This is a genomic window from Cellulophaga sp. BC115SP, assembly GCF_009905545.1.
Taxonomy (GTDB): Bacteria; Bacteroidota; Bacteroidia; order Cytophagales; family Spirosomataceae; genus Flectobacillus; species Flectobacillus rivi.
Genome location: NZ_JAAALB010000004.1, coordinates 22,583 through 39,921, shown reverse-complemented (window position 1 = coordinate 39,921; position 17,339 = coordinate 22,583). Strand labels below are relative to the sequence as shown.

General features: G+C 37.4%; 15 protein-coding genes. 8 read left to right on the top strand and 7 right to left on the bottom strand.

The features are described 5' to 3' along the window. Positions 1-191: 191 nt before the first annotated feature. The 3 genes from GVN22_RS04550 to GVN22_RS04540 all read left to right on the top strand — a co-directional run bounded on the left by GVN22_RS04550 (position 192) and on the right by GVN22_RS04540 (position 4,033). Positions 192-1,643, top strand: a complete 1,452-nt coding sequence (locus GVN22_RS04550; RefSeq protein WP_166549871.1) for an inorganic phosphate transporter — start codon at positions 192-194, stop codon at positions 1,641-1,643. Between the two features lie 103 nt (positions 1,644-1,746). Beyond that, complete coding sequence (locus tag GVN22_RS04545) at positions 1,747-2,586, top strand: DUF2490 domain-containing protein (protein ID WP_166549870.1); 840 nt, start codon at positions 1,747-1,749, stop codon at positions 2,584-2,586. A gap of 253 nt (positions 2,587-2,839) precedes the next feature. After that, on the top strand, positions 2,840-4,033 hold the full coding sequence (locus GVN22_RS04540) for a porin (protein WP_166549869.1): 1,194 nt from the start codon (positions 2,840-2,842) through the stop codon (positions 4,031-4,033). Positions 4,034-4,417: 384 nt separating this feature from the next. Here GVN22_RS04540 and GVN22_RS04535 read toward each other — a convergent pair whose 3' ends face one another. Both GVN22_RS04535 and GVN22_RS04530 read right to left on the bottom strand, forming a co-directional pair. Continuing rightward, positions 4,418-5,113: a DNA alkylation repair protein gene (locus GVN22_RS04535; RefSeq protein WP_166549868.1), complete on the bottom strand. Its 696-nt coding sequence runs from the start codon at positions 5,111-5,113 to the stop codon at positions 4,418-4,420. A 66-nt stretch (positions 5,114-5,179) separates the two neighbouring features. Next, complete coding sequence (locus GVN22_RS04530; protein WP_166549867.1) at positions 5,180-7,540, bottom strand: alpha/beta fold hydrolase; 2,361 nt, start codon at positions 7,538-7,540, stop codon at positions 5,180-5,182. Positions 7,541-7,672: 132 nt separating this feature from the next. On the opposite strand from GVN22_RS04530, the gene GVN22_RS04525 reads away from it, so the two are divergent. After that, entirely contained in the window at positions 7,673-8,698 is a 1,026-nt protein-coding gene (locus GVN22_RS04525; RefSeq protein ID WP_166549866.1) for an NAD(P)H-dependent glycerol-3-phosphate dehydrogenase, read from the top strand. Positions 8,699-9,235: 537 nt separating this feature from the next. Here GVN22_RS04525 and GVN22_RS04520 read toward each other — a convergent pair. After that, complete coding sequence (locus GVN22_RS04520) at positions 9,236-9,631, bottom strand: HIT family protein (protein ID WP_095161214.1); 396 nt, start codon at positions 9,629-9,631, stop codon at positions 9,236-9,238. Between the two features lie 90 nt (positions 9,632-9,721). Beyond that, positions 9,722-10,234 carry a gamma carbonic anhydrase family protein gene (locus GVN22_RS04515; protein WP_095161213.1) on the bottom strand — a complete coding sequence of 171 codons (513 nt, stop codon included), beginning with the start codon at positions 10,232-10,234 and terminating at the stop codon, positions 9,722-9,724. Between the two features lie 403 nt (positions 10,235-10,637). Between GVN22_RS04515 and GVN22_RS04510 the strand changes: the two genes are divergently transcribed. Next, positions 10,638-11,522, top strand: coding sequence for a DUF4349 domain-containing protein (locus tag GVN22_RS04510; RefSeq protein ID WP_166549865.1), 885 nt, complete (start codon positions 10,638-10,640; stop codon positions 11,520-11,522). Here GVN22_RS04510 and GVN22_RS04505 read toward each other — a convergent pair. Beyond that, positions 11,519-12,076: a hypothetical protein gene (locus GVN22_RS04505; RefSeq protein ID WP_166549864.1), complete on the bottom strand. Its 558-nt coding sequence runs from the start codon at positions 12,074-12,076 to the stop codon at positions 11,519-11,521. The genes GVN22_RS04510 and GVN22_RS04505 overlap by 4 nt on opposite strands. A 452-nt stretch (positions 12,077-12,528) precedes the next feature. Between GVN22_RS04505 and GVN22_RS04500 the strand changes: the two genes are divergently transcribed. From GVN22_RS04500 to fabG, 3 genes are all read left to right on the top strand, one after another. Then, positions 12,529-12,888, top strand: coding sequence for a DUF6249 domain-containing protein (locus GVN22_RS04500; protein ID WP_166549863.1), 360 nt, complete (start codon positions 12,529-12,531; stop codon positions 12,886-12,888). Positions 12,889-13,132: 244 nt separating this feature from the next. Further along, positions 13,133-13,741 (top strand): porin family protein, encoded by a 609-nt coding sequence (locus GVN22_RS04495; protein ID WP_166549862.1) that lies wholly within the window; start codon positions 13,133-13,135, stop codon positions 13,739-13,741. Positions 13,742-13,940: 199 nt separating this feature from the next. After that, positions 13,941-14,678: a 3-oxoacyl-[acyl-carrier-protein] reductase gene (gene fabG, locus GVN22_RS04490; protein WP_166549861.1), complete on the top strand. Its 738-nt coding sequence runs from the start codon at positions 13,941-13,943 to the stop codon at positions 14,676-14,678. Positions 14,679-14,829: 151 nt separating this feature from the next. On the opposite strand, the gene GVN22_RS04485 is transcribed toward fabG, so the two are convergent. Together GVN22_RS04485 and dacB are read right to left on the bottom strand one after the other, a co-directional pair. After that, complete coding sequence (locus GVN22_RS04485; protein WP_166549860.1) at positions 14,830-15,627, bottom strand: alpha/beta hydrolase family protein; 798 nt, start codon at positions 15,625-15,627, stop codon at positions 14,830-14,832. A 302-nt stretch (positions 15,628-15,929) separates the two neighbouring features. Continuing rightward, positions 15,930-17,234, bottom strand: coding sequence for a D-alanyl-D-alanine carboxypeptidase/D-alanyl-D-alanine-endopeptidase (dacB, locus tag GVN22_RS04480; RefSeq protein WP_166549859.1), 1,305 nt, complete (start codon positions 17,232-17,234; stop codon positions 15,930-15,932). Positions 17,235-17,339: the final 105 nt, after the last annotated feature.

Below are 17,339 nucleotides of genomic sequence, written 5' to 3'. Positions count from 1 at the left end.
TTATCCCAATGTTACCAAATTTAACAATTCCTTAACATTGACGTAAATAAGTATTTTTACTTTTGTGCGATAATTACCAATATGAAAAGTCTTAATAATACTTGAGATATAAGAAAAACGACAAAATACCTGATTCACTAATTACTTTTTACGCGTACGTTCTTATATCATATAATTAATTCACAAAAACTATGTTCGGATTAGATACGTCCTTGTTCATTCTTCTTTTCCTTTGCTTATTCTTAGCCTGTGCTTTTGAATTCGTTAATGGTTTCCACGATACAGCTAACGCCGTTGCGACTGTTATTTACACAAACTCATTGAAGCCAACTCAAGCCGTTGTTTGGTCTGGTTTTATGAACTTTATTGGTTTGTTGACTGGTGGTGTTGGTGTAACGATGTCAATCATTGGATTATTACCCACGGAGCTACTTATAGACCCCAACGTCTATCACTCCATGGCCACGGCCCTAGCCATGTTAGGTGCCGCTATTATCTGGAACTTAGGAACATGGTACTTCGGTATTCCTGCGTCTTCTTCTCACACATTGATTGGTTCAATCATTGGTATTGGTGTTGGATACGCTCTTTTACCTGAAAATAAAGCTGGTTTATCAACCGTAAACTGGGATAAAGCTACCGAAATTGGTCAGGCACTTTTGTTATCTCCATTGTTTGGTTTTGCTGTGGCAATTGTATTTATGTACATTTTGAAAAAATCAGTTGCTAACAAAGAAATCTTTAAAGAGCCGAAAAAAGATACTCCTCCTCCAATGTGGATTCGTGGTATTTTGTTTTTGACTTGTACATTGGTAAGTTTCTTCCACGGACGTAACGACGGTCAAAAAGGTATCGGTCTTGTAATGATGATTTTGATTGCTTTCTTACCAAGCTATTTTGCAATCAACACCGATGTTGACCCATTCAAATTGCAAGGTGCTGTAGTAAAAGTTCAGACTATCATCGCTAAAATCGATACAAATAAACTTTCTTCTACTGAAAAAGAAAGTTATACGAAAGTAATGAAAGCTACTGCGGCTTTGAATACAATTTTGACAGACAAATCATTAATTAACCATTTGTCTACTGAGAAAAAATTAGAGATTCGTAAAGACGTTTTAGCTATTAATAAGCATACAAAAAAATTGTCTGAAAGCGATGCAGTAAGCTTAAGTGCTGACGACAAAAAAGAACTGAAAAAAGCTACTGCTGGTGATAAAGCTCCTTTCTTCTCATTCGGTAACTCAAACAAAGGTCTTTCGTCATTAACAGACTTTGCTCCAGCTTGGGTAATGTGGATGATTGCTTTATCATTAGGTTTAGGTACTATGATTGGTTGGAAAAGAATTGTAGTAACAATCGGTGAGAAAATCGGTAAGCAACACCTTTCTTACGCTCAAGGTGCTTCGGCTGAGTTGGTTGCTTCTATCACAATCGGTTTGGCTACGGCTTACAAATGGCCAGTATCTACCACTCACGTTCTTTCGTCGGGTATCGCTGGTTCGATGGTGGCTTCAAAAGGTATCAAAAACTTACAAGGTGGTACAGTCAAAAACATCGTAATGGCATGGGTCTTAACACTTCCAGTTACGATTCTTTTATCAGCTACATTGTTTGTGTTCTTCCGTTGGATTATTGGTTAATCCTTCATTATAAAAAGAGTCTCATGGTCGTTGAAAACCATGAGACTCTTTTAGTACAAGATTGAATTTCAACATATACTACCAATATAGAAAATCCAAATTTATGAAAAAGTTTATCATGACGGCAATGCTGCCGTTATTGGCTACTGCTTTGTCTTTTTCCCAAAGTCCACGAAACTATTATCATATCTCAAATGGTTGGACGGACTTAAATATTTCGGGAAAAATTGCAGGAAAATTCTCATGGCAACTAGAAAACCAGCAACGTCGCCAAGATATGCAAGGGGATTACAATGAAAGTACTACAACTGGTAACCCTTACCATAATCTTAATCAGCACGTTTTTCGTCCATGGGTACATTTTCAGCTTAATCCTAACGTAAGATTTTCATTGATGCCATTTGGTTGGATAGGTTCCAATCGCTTCAGCAATGGCGCTCCTTCCGCTTTTTTTTCAGAATATCGTATATCACCACAGGTTATCTTGACTCAAAATATCGGTCGTTTACGTATCGACAACCGTTTTCGCTATGAATTTCGTTGGCTAGGACAAAATCAAAGTATCGATGACAAAAGCTTTTTGTATGGTGGTGACTTCTCAAATGCGACCTTCAGAGAACGTTTCCGTTATCAAGTAAAAATGACACTTCCTATCAACCACGCCAAAATGGATGATAATACCCTTTATGCACAAGCTTATGATGAATTGTTTGTGAATATGGGCGAGAAAGTTTCAAACATTAATCTACTGGACCAGAACCGTTTATTAGTTGGACTTGGATACAAATTCAATAAGTTTGTGGCAGTTGAAGCAGGTTATATGCAACAAACCATTTTCCGTTTCAACAATGCTAATAAAGACAATGTTGAGATTAATAATATCCTTCAACTCAATTTAGCCATTAGCAATTTTGAGCAATTATTTAGTAAGAATAACAAGTAATTAATATAAATAGCTGTTAATTGTCGGATAGGCCTATCTGACAATTAACAGTAAAGAACCACAAATCACAGACAAATAAATTAACTTCCATCCTGTATCGAAATCCATTTTCGTGTATGATTTCTTATTGTCTTTATGATGAGTAATCTTATATCGAATCAGTAATTTTTGCGAATTAACCCCTGTTTTTATTGAAAACTGGCGTTCAATTCTATGGGATTACTATGTCGTTACGGTAGAATCTTCAAGTTTTATGAAAACGTTAAAAGCCCTTGTTTACCTCATTATTTTATGTCCTGTATATTTCTCTTTAGCTCAGAGCACAGAGAAAACAGTAGCACCAAAGAAATGGTATGAAAAAATCTCGATTAGAGGTTATGCACAAGTACGTTACAATCGTTTATTAGAAACCAACGAAAAGCTCAAATGTGAGCAATGTGATAGATCTTGGGGAGAAAATGGTGGTTTCTTTATCCGCCGTGGACGTGTGATTATTTCGGGCGATGTATCCGAAAGATTATATATCTATATCCAGCCTGACTTTGCTTCTAATGTCAGTGGAAGTTTTCAACATGCCTTACAAATCCGTGATGCGTATTTTGATTTGGCTCTTGATGCTAAAAAAGAATATCGCTTGCGCTTTGGACAAAGCAAAGTACCTTACGGTTTCGAAAATATGCAATCTTCTCAAAACCGCCTTTCGCTCGACCGTGCCGACCCGACCAATAGCCCTGTTTCTAACGAACGTGATTTGGGTGTGTTTTTCTACTGGGCTCCAGCCAAAATCCGTGAGCGTTTTGCTTATTTGGTTTCTTCAGGTCTCAAAGGTAGTGGCGATTATGGGGTATTTGCTTTGGGTTTTTATAATGGACAAAACTCCAACAGAACCGAAGCCAATAACGAGCCACATGCAGTTTCAAGAATTACCTATCCTTTTCAGTTGAAGAACGGACAAATTATAGAAACAAGTTTGCAGGCATACACTGGGAAATATGTGATTGAAAAAAACACGAAAAATAAGGCTACGGTCTCAGACTTTATAGATCGCCGTGTTGGCGCAACGGTGGTAGTGTACCCACAACCTTTGGGTTTTCAAGCTGAATATAATGTGGGACAAGGACCAGAATTTAATCCAGAAACAATGACGACCGAAGTAAGAAATCTACATGGAGGCTACGCGCAGGTAATGTGGCGACAAAAGGTCAATGATAATTTTGTTACGCCATTTATCAAGTATCAGTACTATAATGGTGGTAAAAAACATGAAATCGATGCTCGTAGCTACTTAGTAAAAGATTTGGAAATAGGTGCTGAATGGCAACTGAAAAACTATTTTGAATTTACAGCTACTTATACCATTTCAAATAGAACTTACGAAGATGCTAATCTTCCCGACAATCATCAAATCGGTAACCTATTGAGATTGCAAGCACAATTTAATTTCTAGCAGTTGAAGTTACAGGGAAAAAATATATTTAGTGATTGGTGATTGAGTGCATGAGTGATTATTTTTAACATTTGTATTCCATCAGCTTAAGACGCAATGATTGCGTCTTAAGCTGATGGAAATCTAGCATAGTAGCATCAAAAAAGCGGTCGAAAAATATTTTTCGACCGCTTTTTTGATAAAGACTTGGAAAACAATCCCAATCCTAAAAATTCGAGATGAGTCATGTTTGCATGCTATTTTTCAACATGACACCTCTTTAGACGCAAAGCATTGCGTCTCTACTAGTAAAATGTAGATTAAAAATAATCACTCAACCACTCACTCGCTCAATCACTCAATTCGGGATGAGTCATGTTTATAAACCAAACTACATATTCGCCATTATTTAGCAAGAAGATAGGCTTTTCGCTCGGCTGAAGGTAGCTTTTCGATGGCATACCGCAACATGGTACGAGGCATTGCTAAAACGTGTTCATCCAAAAACTCTTTTAACACTAACTCATCTCGCTTACCGATTTCTCGAAGCATCCACCCTGTGGCTTTGTGGATAAGGTCATGACGATGCGTCAGAAAACCTTCGCATAGGTGAATTGCATCCGTAAATTGCCCTTTGCGAATGAAAGCAAAACAGGTGATAATGGCCACTCGCTGTGACCACAAATGATTGCGTTGCGCTAATTCGTACAAAATATCACGGTCTTTGTCGAGCAACCAAGGGCCTAGAATAAAATGCGCCGTAAGGTCGACCAAATCCCAATTGTTGATATAGTTCAAATGACTTAGATAAAGTTCAACGATACGAGAACGCTGTATCGTTGAACCTTTCTTGAATTGTTCTACCCAAATCAGTAAGCCACAGGCACGCACTTCGTGTATTGAATGCTCGACCATTGCCGTAACCTCCTCAATAGATACCTGTTTGTAATACTCTTTTACAACTCCTCTCACTTGCGGATTCGACAATCCCCAGAAAGTGTCTCCTTCAGCATATTGACCTTTACCCGTTTTAAAATATCGAGCCATCAATGTTGCCCTCTCAGGGTTTTGTAAAGAAGCTAATTTTTCAAGTACCTGCATGATTAAATTACGATTATGTCAAGGAGAATATCTACCCAACTGCGTGCCTATTCTCTTTTATAGATATTACTTTTTCAGCTCTTCTTCAAATAGTTTAAAAATGCGCTTGTATTCGTCCATCCAAGAAGTTGGTTCTACAAAACCGTGATCTTCCATTGGATAGGCTGCTAACTCCCAATTTTCTTTTTTCAACTCAATCAATCTTTGTGAAAGGCGAACTACATCTTGGAAGTGAACGTTGACATCGACCATACCGTGACATATCAATAAGCGATTTTTTAAACCTGCTGCATGATAAATTGGCGAGCTACGGCGATAAGCAATAGAGTCCTTTTGAGGTTCGTTCAAAATATTTGCAGTATATGGGTGGTTGTAAGCTGCCCAATCAGTCACAGGACGCAATGCAGCGCCTGCTTTGAACGTATCTGGAGTAGTAAACAATGCCATCAAGGTCATAAATCCTCCATAAGAACCGCCATAAATACCGATTTTTTTGGCATCAACTCCATGTTTTTCTACCAACCATTTAGCAGCATCTACGTGGTCGGTAAGGTCTTTCCCTCCCATAAAACGATAAATTCCTGTGCGCCAATCACGACCATAACCTGCCGAACCACGATAGTCGATGTCCAATACATCATAGCCATTGTCTACCAAGAAATTATGGAACATATATTCTCTGAAATATTGACTCCACCATTTATGTGCATTTTGTAAATATCCTGCCCCATGTACAAAAATTACCGCTGGCTTTTTACCCTTTGCGCCTTTTCCTTCATAATAGCGCACATAAATGTCTTCGCCATCTCTAGCTTTGATGGTCAATACTTGTGGGTCACGCCATTTGTATGCCTTAAAATGCTCGCTAGTGGATTGTGTCAATTGTGTTGCAGTCGCAGTAGATGAGTTGTCTTGTAGATATAACTCCCAAGGTTTGGTACTTTCTGAATGCAAATAAGCTAATTTGGTTTCGTCTGGCGACAATACCACTTGATTAGAACCTACCAATTTCGTCAAGCGAGTACGTTCACCACCTGCAACTGACATTTTATAAAAATGCTGCTCGCCTGGATGTACCTCGTTGGTAGTGATATAAAAGAAATTTTTGTCTTTTGAAAGTTGTAAACTTTGAACTTCAAACTTTCCTTTTGTCAATTGTTTCTTTTGATTATTCGACAAATCAACTGTGTAAATATGCGAGTAGCCATCGGCTTCTGACTGAAAATATAAGGTTTTCTGATCCGCTAAAAAGCCTAAACTTCCTGTACCAAAACCGATATTGGGTCCCCCAATCCATGCCTCGTCATGTTGACGGTCGATGGTTTCAAATTTGAGAGTAATAGGGTCAAACTTTAAAATCCAACGGTCTTTATTATCAGTACTACGCGCCACCATGACAGCGTATTTACTATCTTCAGACCATACAGGACCACTCATGAGTACCATTCTCGCCTCTGGCTTCTTGGCTTTAGCTGTATCTTTTTTTACAGCATAGTCTTTCAAATAAGCAGGTTGATCATAAATCCCTTCAATACCTTTAGTAGGGATAGAAAGAATGGTGTCCTTTGCTATTTGATACACAAAATACTCATAGCTAGCCGCTGGCGCTCCCACTTTGGTACGAGCAGGAATATCTTCCGTAAAGCCTGACTCTGTCACATAATTTGGTACAATCGTAGATTTACTTCCCGTAGCTGATTTGGTCAATCGAAAAGTAATATAGTTGCCATCAGGGCTCAACACGAGGTTATCGATACGTTTTTCGTCTAAATAAAATTCCTTTGGACGCTTTGGCAAATCGGCTTTACTAATTTTTTCACCTTCTTTCTTTTTATCCGCACGTTCTTTCAAAATTTCAAACATCGATAACTGGTCTTGCTTCAACCATTTATCTTGTTCGCTCTGCTTAGCGTCTGGTCTTTTTGCTCCTGCAATAAAATTACTTAGCTGGGCGATTTCACCATTAGACAAATTGAAGCTAAATAGGTTATTGGCTTTTGTAAAAATGATTTTATCCTCTTTTCCCGAAAACTCCGCATCAGATTCATATTCCAAGGTATTCGTAATCTGGCGTATTGCTTGTGTTTGAGTATCCATCAAAAAAATATCTCCATTACGAGTAAATACTTTCTTTGAACGGTCTTTGCTATATACGCCAAAAACAGAAGGCAATCCACGGCGCACGCTAGGAGATACTTTGAAGATTTTTTTGTCAGAAACTAATAATCCGTACAGAGAGTCTGCCTTATTTTTATCAGGATTCCAGTTAAAATAAATAGTTTTGCTATCTTCCGACCAGAAAATATTGGAAGGCAAACTTCCGATACTATTCTTGGGGTCTTGCATAATACTTTCGATGCTTAGTTTTTGGGCAAAAGTCATCGAACAACAGAGGTAAGCAAAAATGAAGAAATAGATTTTTTTCATGTAAGATGAAGCGTTTATTGTTGAGATAAATGTTGTGTGGCAAGTACATTTGCCAATACGCATAACAAATTAGCAAAAAAACCTCGGAATCACATAACTCCAAAATTCACAGAAGTATGTAACTTTACTCCCATGACAGAAATTCCAGCTTTTAAGAAAAATTTGCCTACTCAAATCGCAGTATTGGGTGGTGGCAGTTGGGCTACAGCAATTATTAAGATTTTGTCGGAAAACAACGTTAAAATCAAGTGGTGGTTGCGTCGCAAATCGGATGTGGATTTTATCAAAAAATACAATCATAATCCTAGTTACCTAACCGATGCGCCTTTGAATCCTCGTAAGGTGCGTGCTTATCATAAGATGCACGACGCCCTCAATGGCGTAGAATACGTGATTTTGGCTGTACCTGCGGCATTTATTCCTGATGCACTCAAAAACCTTAACCGTAATCATTTTGCTGGTAAAAAGATTGTTTCTGCCATCAAAGGAATGATTCCTGAGGAAAATATGCTGGTTACAGACTGGATGGAAAAGGTATTTGGGGTTCCTCAAAATATGCTTGCTGCGATTGCAGGTCCTTGTCACGCCGAAGAGGTAGCCCTCGAAAAACAATCTTATTTGACAATTGCATCTCCTAACCTTCAAGTGGCTCAGGACTATGCCAACCTTATGAGTTGTCGCTACATTCAGGCCAATCCTATTGGTGATTTGTATGGTGTAGAATACTGTGCTGTTATCAAAAATATAATTGCCATGGCTTGTGGTATTACCCACGGACTAGGTTACGGAGACAACTTCCAAGCGGTAATGGTATCCAATGCAATGCAGGAAATTAAACGTTTTCTAGACATAGTTTACCCTGACCCTTATCGTGACCTTCATAGCTCTGGGTATTTGGGTGACTTGCTAGTAACTGCCTACTCGCAATTTTCTCGTAACCGTACTTTCGGTAATATGATTGGACGTGGCTATTCTGTCAAATCAGCACAAATCGAAATGAACATGGTAGCCGAAGGTTATTATGCGGTAAAAAGTATTCATCAAGTCAACAAACAATACGATGTATCGATGCCAATTATCGATGCCGTTTACAATATTTTATACGAAAAAGCTATCCCTGCCAACGAGATTATGACTTTGAGAACCTTCTTGAAATAGGTTCTTAAATTGAGTGATTTGTGATTGAGTGATTTTTAAAGATTTGTATTCCGTGATACTTTACGTCTTAAGCCAAATCATATCTCGCACTGTAGCATCAAAAAAAGCGGTCGGAAAATGTTTTTCGACCGCTTTTTTATGCAATAGTTTGAGTTTTATCTAACTAGATAAGTTTACAGTTTACAGGACAGAATTAAGCTGGTATGTTGCTGACGCCAAGTTGTTGGAAATAATTCCAACAAAGGCGAGAAGGCAAAAATTGAGTGAGTTGTGATTGAGTGGTTGAGTGATTGATTTTTAAAAGAGTTGTATTCTTACCGTAGAGACGTAATACTTTACGTCTTATACCAAATCACATCTAGCACGGTAGCATCAAAAAAAGCGGTCGGAAAACACTTTTCGACCGCTTTTTTATGCACTAGTTGGAGTTTTATCCAACTAGACAAGCCTCAGCAACTAGCTAAGTTTATAAGGCAGAGTTAAGCTGGTATGTTGCTGACGCCAAGTTGTTGGAAATAATTCCAACAAAGGCAAAGGCTATTTCAAAAATGATTTTATTCTTTCTGCCGTAGCTGTTAATTCTTCTTGTGTGGGCTTGAGCTTTTCACGAGTGAAGTTAATATCATTCATCGTATTCAAAGGAATCAAATGCACGTGAGCGTGAGGTACCTCTAAGCCAATCACCGACACGCCAATACGTCTACTTGGACACGCTTGAGATAAAGCTGGTGCAATTTTTTTAGCAAATAGCATCAAGCCTGATAGTAGTTCGTCTTCAATATCGAAAATATAATCAATCTCTCTTTTCGGAATTACTAGAGTATGTCCTTCTGCCAAAGGCATAATGTCCAAAAATGCTAGATAGTTCTCGTCCTCTGCAATTTTGTGGCAAGGAATCTCGCCATTAATAATCTTTGTGAAAATAGTTGCCATTTTATAATTGTTCTTGGTTATTAGGAATCAAGGAATAATATCTGTTTTCAATCTACCTATTCTCATCATATTAGGATAAGTAAACTTTTTTTACTCTTTAAACCACTCGGCATACATCAAGTAATTATTTGCCGTGCGCATAAATACCTCCGCCGCTGCTGGTGATACTTCTTTTAATAATTTGGCAGGATTTCCTGCATAAATTGAGCCTGCTGGTACACGTGTATTTTGAGTAACGATGGCACCTGCCGCAATGATTGAACCCGATTCTATCACGGCGCCATCCATGACAATTGCTCCCATCCCAATTAATACTTGGTCTTCAATTACACAACCATGGACTACAGCATTATGTGCAATCGAAACATAATTGCCAATAATTGTCTTAGTTTTTTGGTAAGTACAATGTATCACTGCCCCATCCTGAATATTGGTATTATGCCCAATTTCAATAGCATTGACATCGCCTCTTACCACGGCATTGAACCAAATCGTGCAGTTGTCGCCCATTTTTACATCTCCGACAATCGTTGCATTTTCTGCAATCCAACAATTTTCGCCCCATACTGGCGAAACACCTTTTACTGGTTTAATAAGTGCCATTTTTGTTTTGTTATGTAAAAATAGTTTTGAATGAAATTCACATCTCCATCTCACACTTTCATCCGCAAGTTAAGGTATATCTCTAATACTCTCCTATTTCGGCTTTGATAAAATCAGGAAGTCTTGGAATATTGAAAATAATTTTATGCTTTAGGGAACAGGCAATAGGCAATAGGCAAAGAGTTGTACTTGCCTAATGCCTATTGCCTGTTCCCTAAAGCACACCAAGTAAATTTTATTTTGATACTAACTCTCAACTCAATAATTAAAATGAAATTTATATTTTTTTAATTATTTTTTAATTATTCAAAATAATAGAATCTACCTTCTCGTTAAGTGAATATATCAAGTTTTTAAAATATTGATACCTGTTCACCTTTTCCCAACAACCATTTCCACAACTATGAAAAAGTACATCATTATTAGCACCATAAGTCTTGCTATAGGCTTAGTATCATGTGCCGAGCACAAATCAGAGTCGGGAGCAGAATCGTATGAAACGGCGGCTTTAGACTCTGCCTCGGTTACTATGGAAGGAGACATTTCTTTGCCTGCCAAACGTCAATTTGTGAGAACAGCACAGCTTAATTTTAGAGTAAAAGATGTTCAGAAAACAACCAATGATATTACCGAACTGACCAAAAAATGGGGAGGTTTTATGACAAACTCAACTATGAGTTCGAATGTAATTAGTAGTCAAGATGTGGCAATCAGTCAAGACTCTTTGATGAAAAATGAAACCTTTGAACTTTCCAATCAAATTACCTTACGCATACCTACTGTATATTTTGATGAGGCTCTAGTAGCTTTACAACCTTATGTGTTGTTCATGGAAAGTCAATCAATTGGAGCGAACGATGTTAGTCTGGAGTTACTAGCAAGTCAAGTACGGAAAAACCGCTTTAGTCATTTTGAAAAGAAATACAATCAGGAAATCAAGAAGGGAACAAACCTAAAGGAAACGGCTCCTGCTACAGAAAACCTCTATCATATACAGTCGCAAGCAGATACTCGCCAGATAGAGACTTTAGCATTAAAAGACCAAGTTGCCTACAGTACCATCAATATACATATCTATCAGCCTGTACAAGTACATAGGGAAGTGATTGCTAATCTTGAAAGTGAAGCTTTTAAAAGACCAAATTTTGGGGTTAGTTTAATCGAAAGCATAAATCAAGGCTGGTATTTATTTCAAGACCTAATTTTATTCTTTACTAGATTCTGGATGTTACTAGTATTGGGAGGATTAGGGTACTGGGGATTTAGGAAGGTGAAAAAAGCACTTTAGTCTCTTATATCAAAACGACCATCAGAAAGGGTAACTCTCTCAGAAGGGCTATCCTTTTTTTGGAATGTTACCTCAAACGTTCCTGAAAATATCTTTCTTGTCGTGTCACAATACGTAATATTTACCTTGTTTTCGCAAGTATTACAAACCACATATTGCGAGCAATCGCCATTGGCACAGCGCTGATATAGACTTGCATAGGGTGTAAATTCTAAGGCATTTTTCGGGAAATAGCTCATAAAACGATAAGTCCCAACACCATGTATTTCGCCAACCATCAAGCTAATAGATTCGAGCGTTTGTTGATTTGTTACTGCAATCCGTAAGGTTTGTTGTTGTAGTTTTCCCCAAATCACAGGCGCAGGTTTAAAATTAGGGGTATTACGATATTTCTGAAATGGCACCCACAAACTTCCATTGATTTTAGTGCCAAAAGTTTGTAAACCCTCGTGTGTCGCGTCGGGCAATGCTTGTGGTTCTACATAGTCGTTTATCTCGCAACTACAAAGCGAGCAAAGTCCCAACCAAATGCATATATAGTACCATTTTTTCATATAGCTCAAATTTATAATTTTCTCAGAAAAAACAATATTATTTGTAGATTAAATTTTATTTTAAAAGGGATCAGGCACAAGGGAAGAGTGATGAGTTGTTCTTAGTTTTAGACAAAAAAGTTCTTGAGAGTGTCAAACAATTTCGGATTTGGGATTTCTGATTTCGGAAATATTGCCAAATATGAGACAAGAAAGGAGTTTGTACTTCCGCAGTCCAACATCCGAAATCCCCAATCCTCCCGAACTCCGCACTCAAAACTCAGCACTATCCCCTTGTGCTTGTTCACTATTTCTATTTTTAAAATTCAAAAAAAAAATTTCCTATCCCCTGTAACCTTTCTTCTAAAACCTTCATCCTATAGTCAAATAATCAGCAAACACCGACATAGATGCTAGCAATGGAGGTGCCTGAGACGAAAACAGATTTTAACAACTAAAACATTTATAAAGACATGGTTTCAGAAGGAATGGTTGCGCTCTTAATACCAATCGTTGGTACAGTAGGCTTATTTACGATGATTGTATTTTTAAGAAAATTTGAAAACGACGAAAAAATGGCAATGATTGCCAAAGGAATGATGCCTCCAAGTAAGTCTATCAATATCAATCCTGCTAATTCTCTACGTTGGGGTTTGTTGGCAATTGGTGTTGGCTTGGGTTTGTTAATTGGACATTTCCTTGAAACAAGTTTAGGCTTCGACGACGAAGTAGCGTATTTCTCTATGATTTTTGTATTTGGTGGAATTGGACTTTTGTCTTCTTACTTTCTCCAGATGAAGATTAATGAAAAACAGCAACACAAAGAAGAGTAAGCGACATACGAACAGATATTTTTTATTTTTTTCAGAAAAAAATAAAAAATAAGCCTCTAAACGGTATCAAAATGATTATGAAGGTCTTAGCCCCAAAAGCTAAGACCTTTTTTATTGGGCTCTAATGCGTATTAACAAAACCTTAACAAGTATTAACATTTTGTTATGAGACCTTCGGAAGGCTTTGCCGTTATAAGTACATAATTTATTAAACGCATCTTTCAAGAAATTTAACTTTTCTAATATGAAAAAATTACTTGCTTCCCTAGCTATCGTATTAAGTGTAGTATCGTTTGCTAATGCTCAAAAAATTGCCTTCAAAGGAGGGTTCACTTATTCTGATGCTATCATGTCACCAGAACCTGTTGATATAATCGATGGTAAAGCGGGTTTTCATGCAGGTATTGTATTGCAAGATTTAATGCTTTCAGACAAAATAGGAATTCAACCCGAACTTATTTATTCACAACAAGGCTTCAAGATTGGTAGTGTAGGCTCGATTGGTATGCACTATCTTTCTTTGCCTATTTTATTAAAATTCCCTGTTACTGAAGAACTTTCATTGTTGGCTGGCCCACAAGTAAGTTATTTGACGAATACAAAAATTGGGATTGGAAACGGGTTTTTCTCAGTTAACTACAACGGTCTTTTCAAAGACATTGACTTAGGACTTGCTGGTGGCTTGGAATACAAAGTTTCCGATAAAGTTGCTTTAGGAGGACGTTATGTATTGGGCTTGACCAATGTCAACAAGGATTTCCAAATCGATAACAATAATAATTTGTCAGACTACCTATCGATAAAGAACACCTCAGCTCAAGTATATGTGAGCTTTAGCTTTGGCAAAAACTAAATACCTAGCTTTCTGAATTATAATCCATACTTTGATAAAAACTTTTTAAAATATTTCTCTTTAAATTTCTCAATCCGCAATTCTCTTTATATTTGGCTAGGCCTCTTGTTTTGTAAAACAAGGGGCTTTTTTTGTGAAAATTTAATTAATTTGTCTATTAGCTATGAATTGAAGCAAATACTTAAAACTATTTTAACTTATGAGATTACAAAATCGTGTTGCTATTATAACGGGTGCCGCTAGGGGTATCGGAAAAGCTGCGGCAGAGGTATTCTGTCGAGAAGGTGCTACCGTAATTATTTGGGACTTATTAGATTTAGGTGAAGAAACTGCGGCAAATCTACGTGCCCAAGGTTATGATTGTGAGTTTATGAAAGTCAGTACAACAGATGTTAGTGGTATTGAATCTGCGACAAAAGAGGTTTTTGAACGCTTTGGAAAAATTGATATTCTCGTAAATAATGCTGGTATTACACGAGACAAAACGCTGTTAAAAATGTCACATGACGAATGGCAACAGGTGATTGACGTGAATCTTACGGGAGTTTTTAATTGTACCAAAGCCGTGGCTCCTTATATGGTCGAAAAACAATATGGTAGAATTATTTGTACCTCTTCGATTGTTGGTGTTCATGGTAACTTTGGACAAACCAACTATGTAGCAGCCAAAGCAGGGTTGATAGGTATGGTAAAAACGTGGGCAAAGGAATTGGCTAAACACAATATTACCTCAAATGCTGTAGCACCAGGTTTTATCAGAACAGAAATGACAGAAGCCATGCCCGAAGAAGTTCAGAAAGCTATGATTAGCCAAATCCCACTAAAACGTATGGGCGATCCCAAGGATATTGCTTATGCCTATCTATATTTAGCTTCAGAAGAAGCCAGCTTCGTAAACGGTCAAGTATTAGGCGTAAACGGAGGACAAGCCTCTTAGGAGTGATGAGTTTTGAGTGCGGAGTTAGGGAGGATTGGGGGATTTCGGATGTTGGATTGCGGAAGTGTAACAGACTTGTTTGAGCTCTAGAACTAAATATTTCCAAAATCCGAAATCACAAATCCGCAATCCTTACTAACTCCTCACTCAACTAGTTGTCTTTTGCGAGTCTTTTGAAGAAATCAAAATGCCAGCGGATGGCCTTTTGAAAATAGCTTCTATCGTGTTTGCCAGGTTGAGATACATAGGTTGCTCGGATACGTAATTCATCGCAACGTTTTTTAAAAAAATTGGTATTTTCATATTGAGGGTCATCGATACCACAGTCAAAAATGATTTCTTTTTGAGTACTTACAAACTTACCTATATTACTCATAATCGACAGGTTACGTAAGGTTTCAAAATCCGTATTGCCTAGTAGTGTTCTCAAACGAGCGTTATCTACTTCGTTTTGCATATCCAAAATACCCGCACAACTACCTACTGAGCGGAAAACATCAGTTTTTTTCAAAAATAAATACATTGCGCCAAAGCCACCCATACCTACGCCAGTGATAAACACTTGATCAGTATCTATTCGGTATTTTTCCATCATGGTTGTATGTAAGTCTTTAAAGAAAAAATCTTCAAACTTACTCGTAGCTTTTCGTGGGCTATTGATATACCACGAATCATTCAAGCCGTCGGGACAAACAATAACAAAACCATAAGCATCTGCATATTTTTGAACATTCAGAAAATTACTCCATTGTTTAAAGTTCCCTCCTTGCTCATGTAAAAGATACACCATAGGAAAACGCTTTGTCGTATTGCGAGTATATTCCTTTGGCGTAAATACTAAGGTTGTATCGGCATAAGGCACATAAATCGGATTGAAATAAAGCGTCTCCTGAGCTAATAGCTTTTGGCTCAAACATACGACAAGCAGAACAATAAACCATTTTTTCATAGTAGTTAGTCTTTAGAAAGTTTCCTGTAAATAGTATATCCGTTATTAGAGCAGAAGGGAAAAGAAGTTATTAGTTAATAGTCTACCCGTTATTGGCTTAGATTACAACTATTTAAACTTTATAATTTTGAGAAAAAATACTTGTTTTGAATACCTACACAAGTCTTACATCAAATATGACCTGTTCTTGTCCAACGATTCCACTTAGCGGGTGAATTTATTCATCCATGACGAGAAAATTCAAACAAGTTCTTCATTTTAGTAAAGTAACCCAACAACAAATATACGAGTCATGAATAGCTTTAATATTGGTAAATTTCTGTTAAAATTTTCACCACTTCTTTACGAATCTCCGACATTGGTTTTACAAAATTGTTATTCATCAAAGAAAAGCATAATACCTTTCCTTCCTTGGTAACCAAATATCCGCTCAGGTTATAATTATTACTAAAAGAGCCCGATTTGGCGAAAATAAAAGGTTTATCTGTTTTAGGCATCAGCGATTTGAGCGTACCAGATTGTCCTACGGCTGGAAGGACTTTAAACAATTTTTGCTGCGGTACTTCTTGATACATCTGGCGCAAAACCATTACCAAATCTCTTGGTGTAATCATATTATATCTCGAAAGTCCTGAGCCATCTACCCATGTAATGGCATCGGGCAGTGTATTCAAATAATTAGTTTTAGCTTTTTCTATCCCTTTTTTCACATTTAATTCTCCTGCCAAAATTTGTCCACACATCAGCATCAAATGCTCTGCCATCATATTATCGCTGACATGAAGCATTCTGGCAAATACGGTGTCGACAGGCAAACTCATCATGGTCTGTGCGTTGCTACGAAGGGGTGCATCGATGAGCGTTACAGGTTTTCCCACAACACTGGCTAATAGTTCTGTCGTTAGTTTATTCGATGTTTTGAAGGGTACTTCCTGTTCAAAATTAGCCTTGGGAGCTTTTCCTTGAGGTATTTCAAATGTATTACTTGATTCAACACGAGTCACACCAAAATTATTAGCACTTTTGACGCTTACGATTTTATCTTGAAAATAAGCAGGATTTGCTATCAAACTATTCCCATTTGCCTTAAAGCCCACTACATTGCCATGAATTGGTAATGGCGTAATTTCAGAAGCATAATCATCATTATAGTCATCCCATGCCCAACCCGGACCATAGTGTTTTCCCGTAAAGTTATTGGCAGAGAAATAGATTTTTTGTGGACTATTTTTCAAGAAATCTAAAACTTTAGAAGCTGGCATACTTGGACTCAAAAAGCTAGGATCTCCCGTCCCCCAGATAATCAAAGAATCTGCATTGGTGACATATTTTAAAGCAGGTAGCGAGTCACCCAATGTTCGCTGACTTACATAATAGGTCAAAATTTTAGTATTAGAAGCAGGTTGAAAATAACGATTTCCTTGGTAATTAAAAACCTCCTTTTGTTCAGACAAATCGTATAAAACAAACCCTGTATGATTTTGAGAAAATGTACTAGATTCAGATAATAACTTTCCTAACTTTTTACTACTCAACTTGCTAGTCTGACATGCTGTCAAGCTAATGACACATCCTATCACAAGTCCAATTATTGAGCGTTTTTTCATAGTTTGTTGTTAAAATAAAATGGAGATAGAAAATGAAAGTATTTCTGGACTATCCAGAATACTCGATTTTAACATGCTCCGATAATAGAAATACAGTTAAACAAT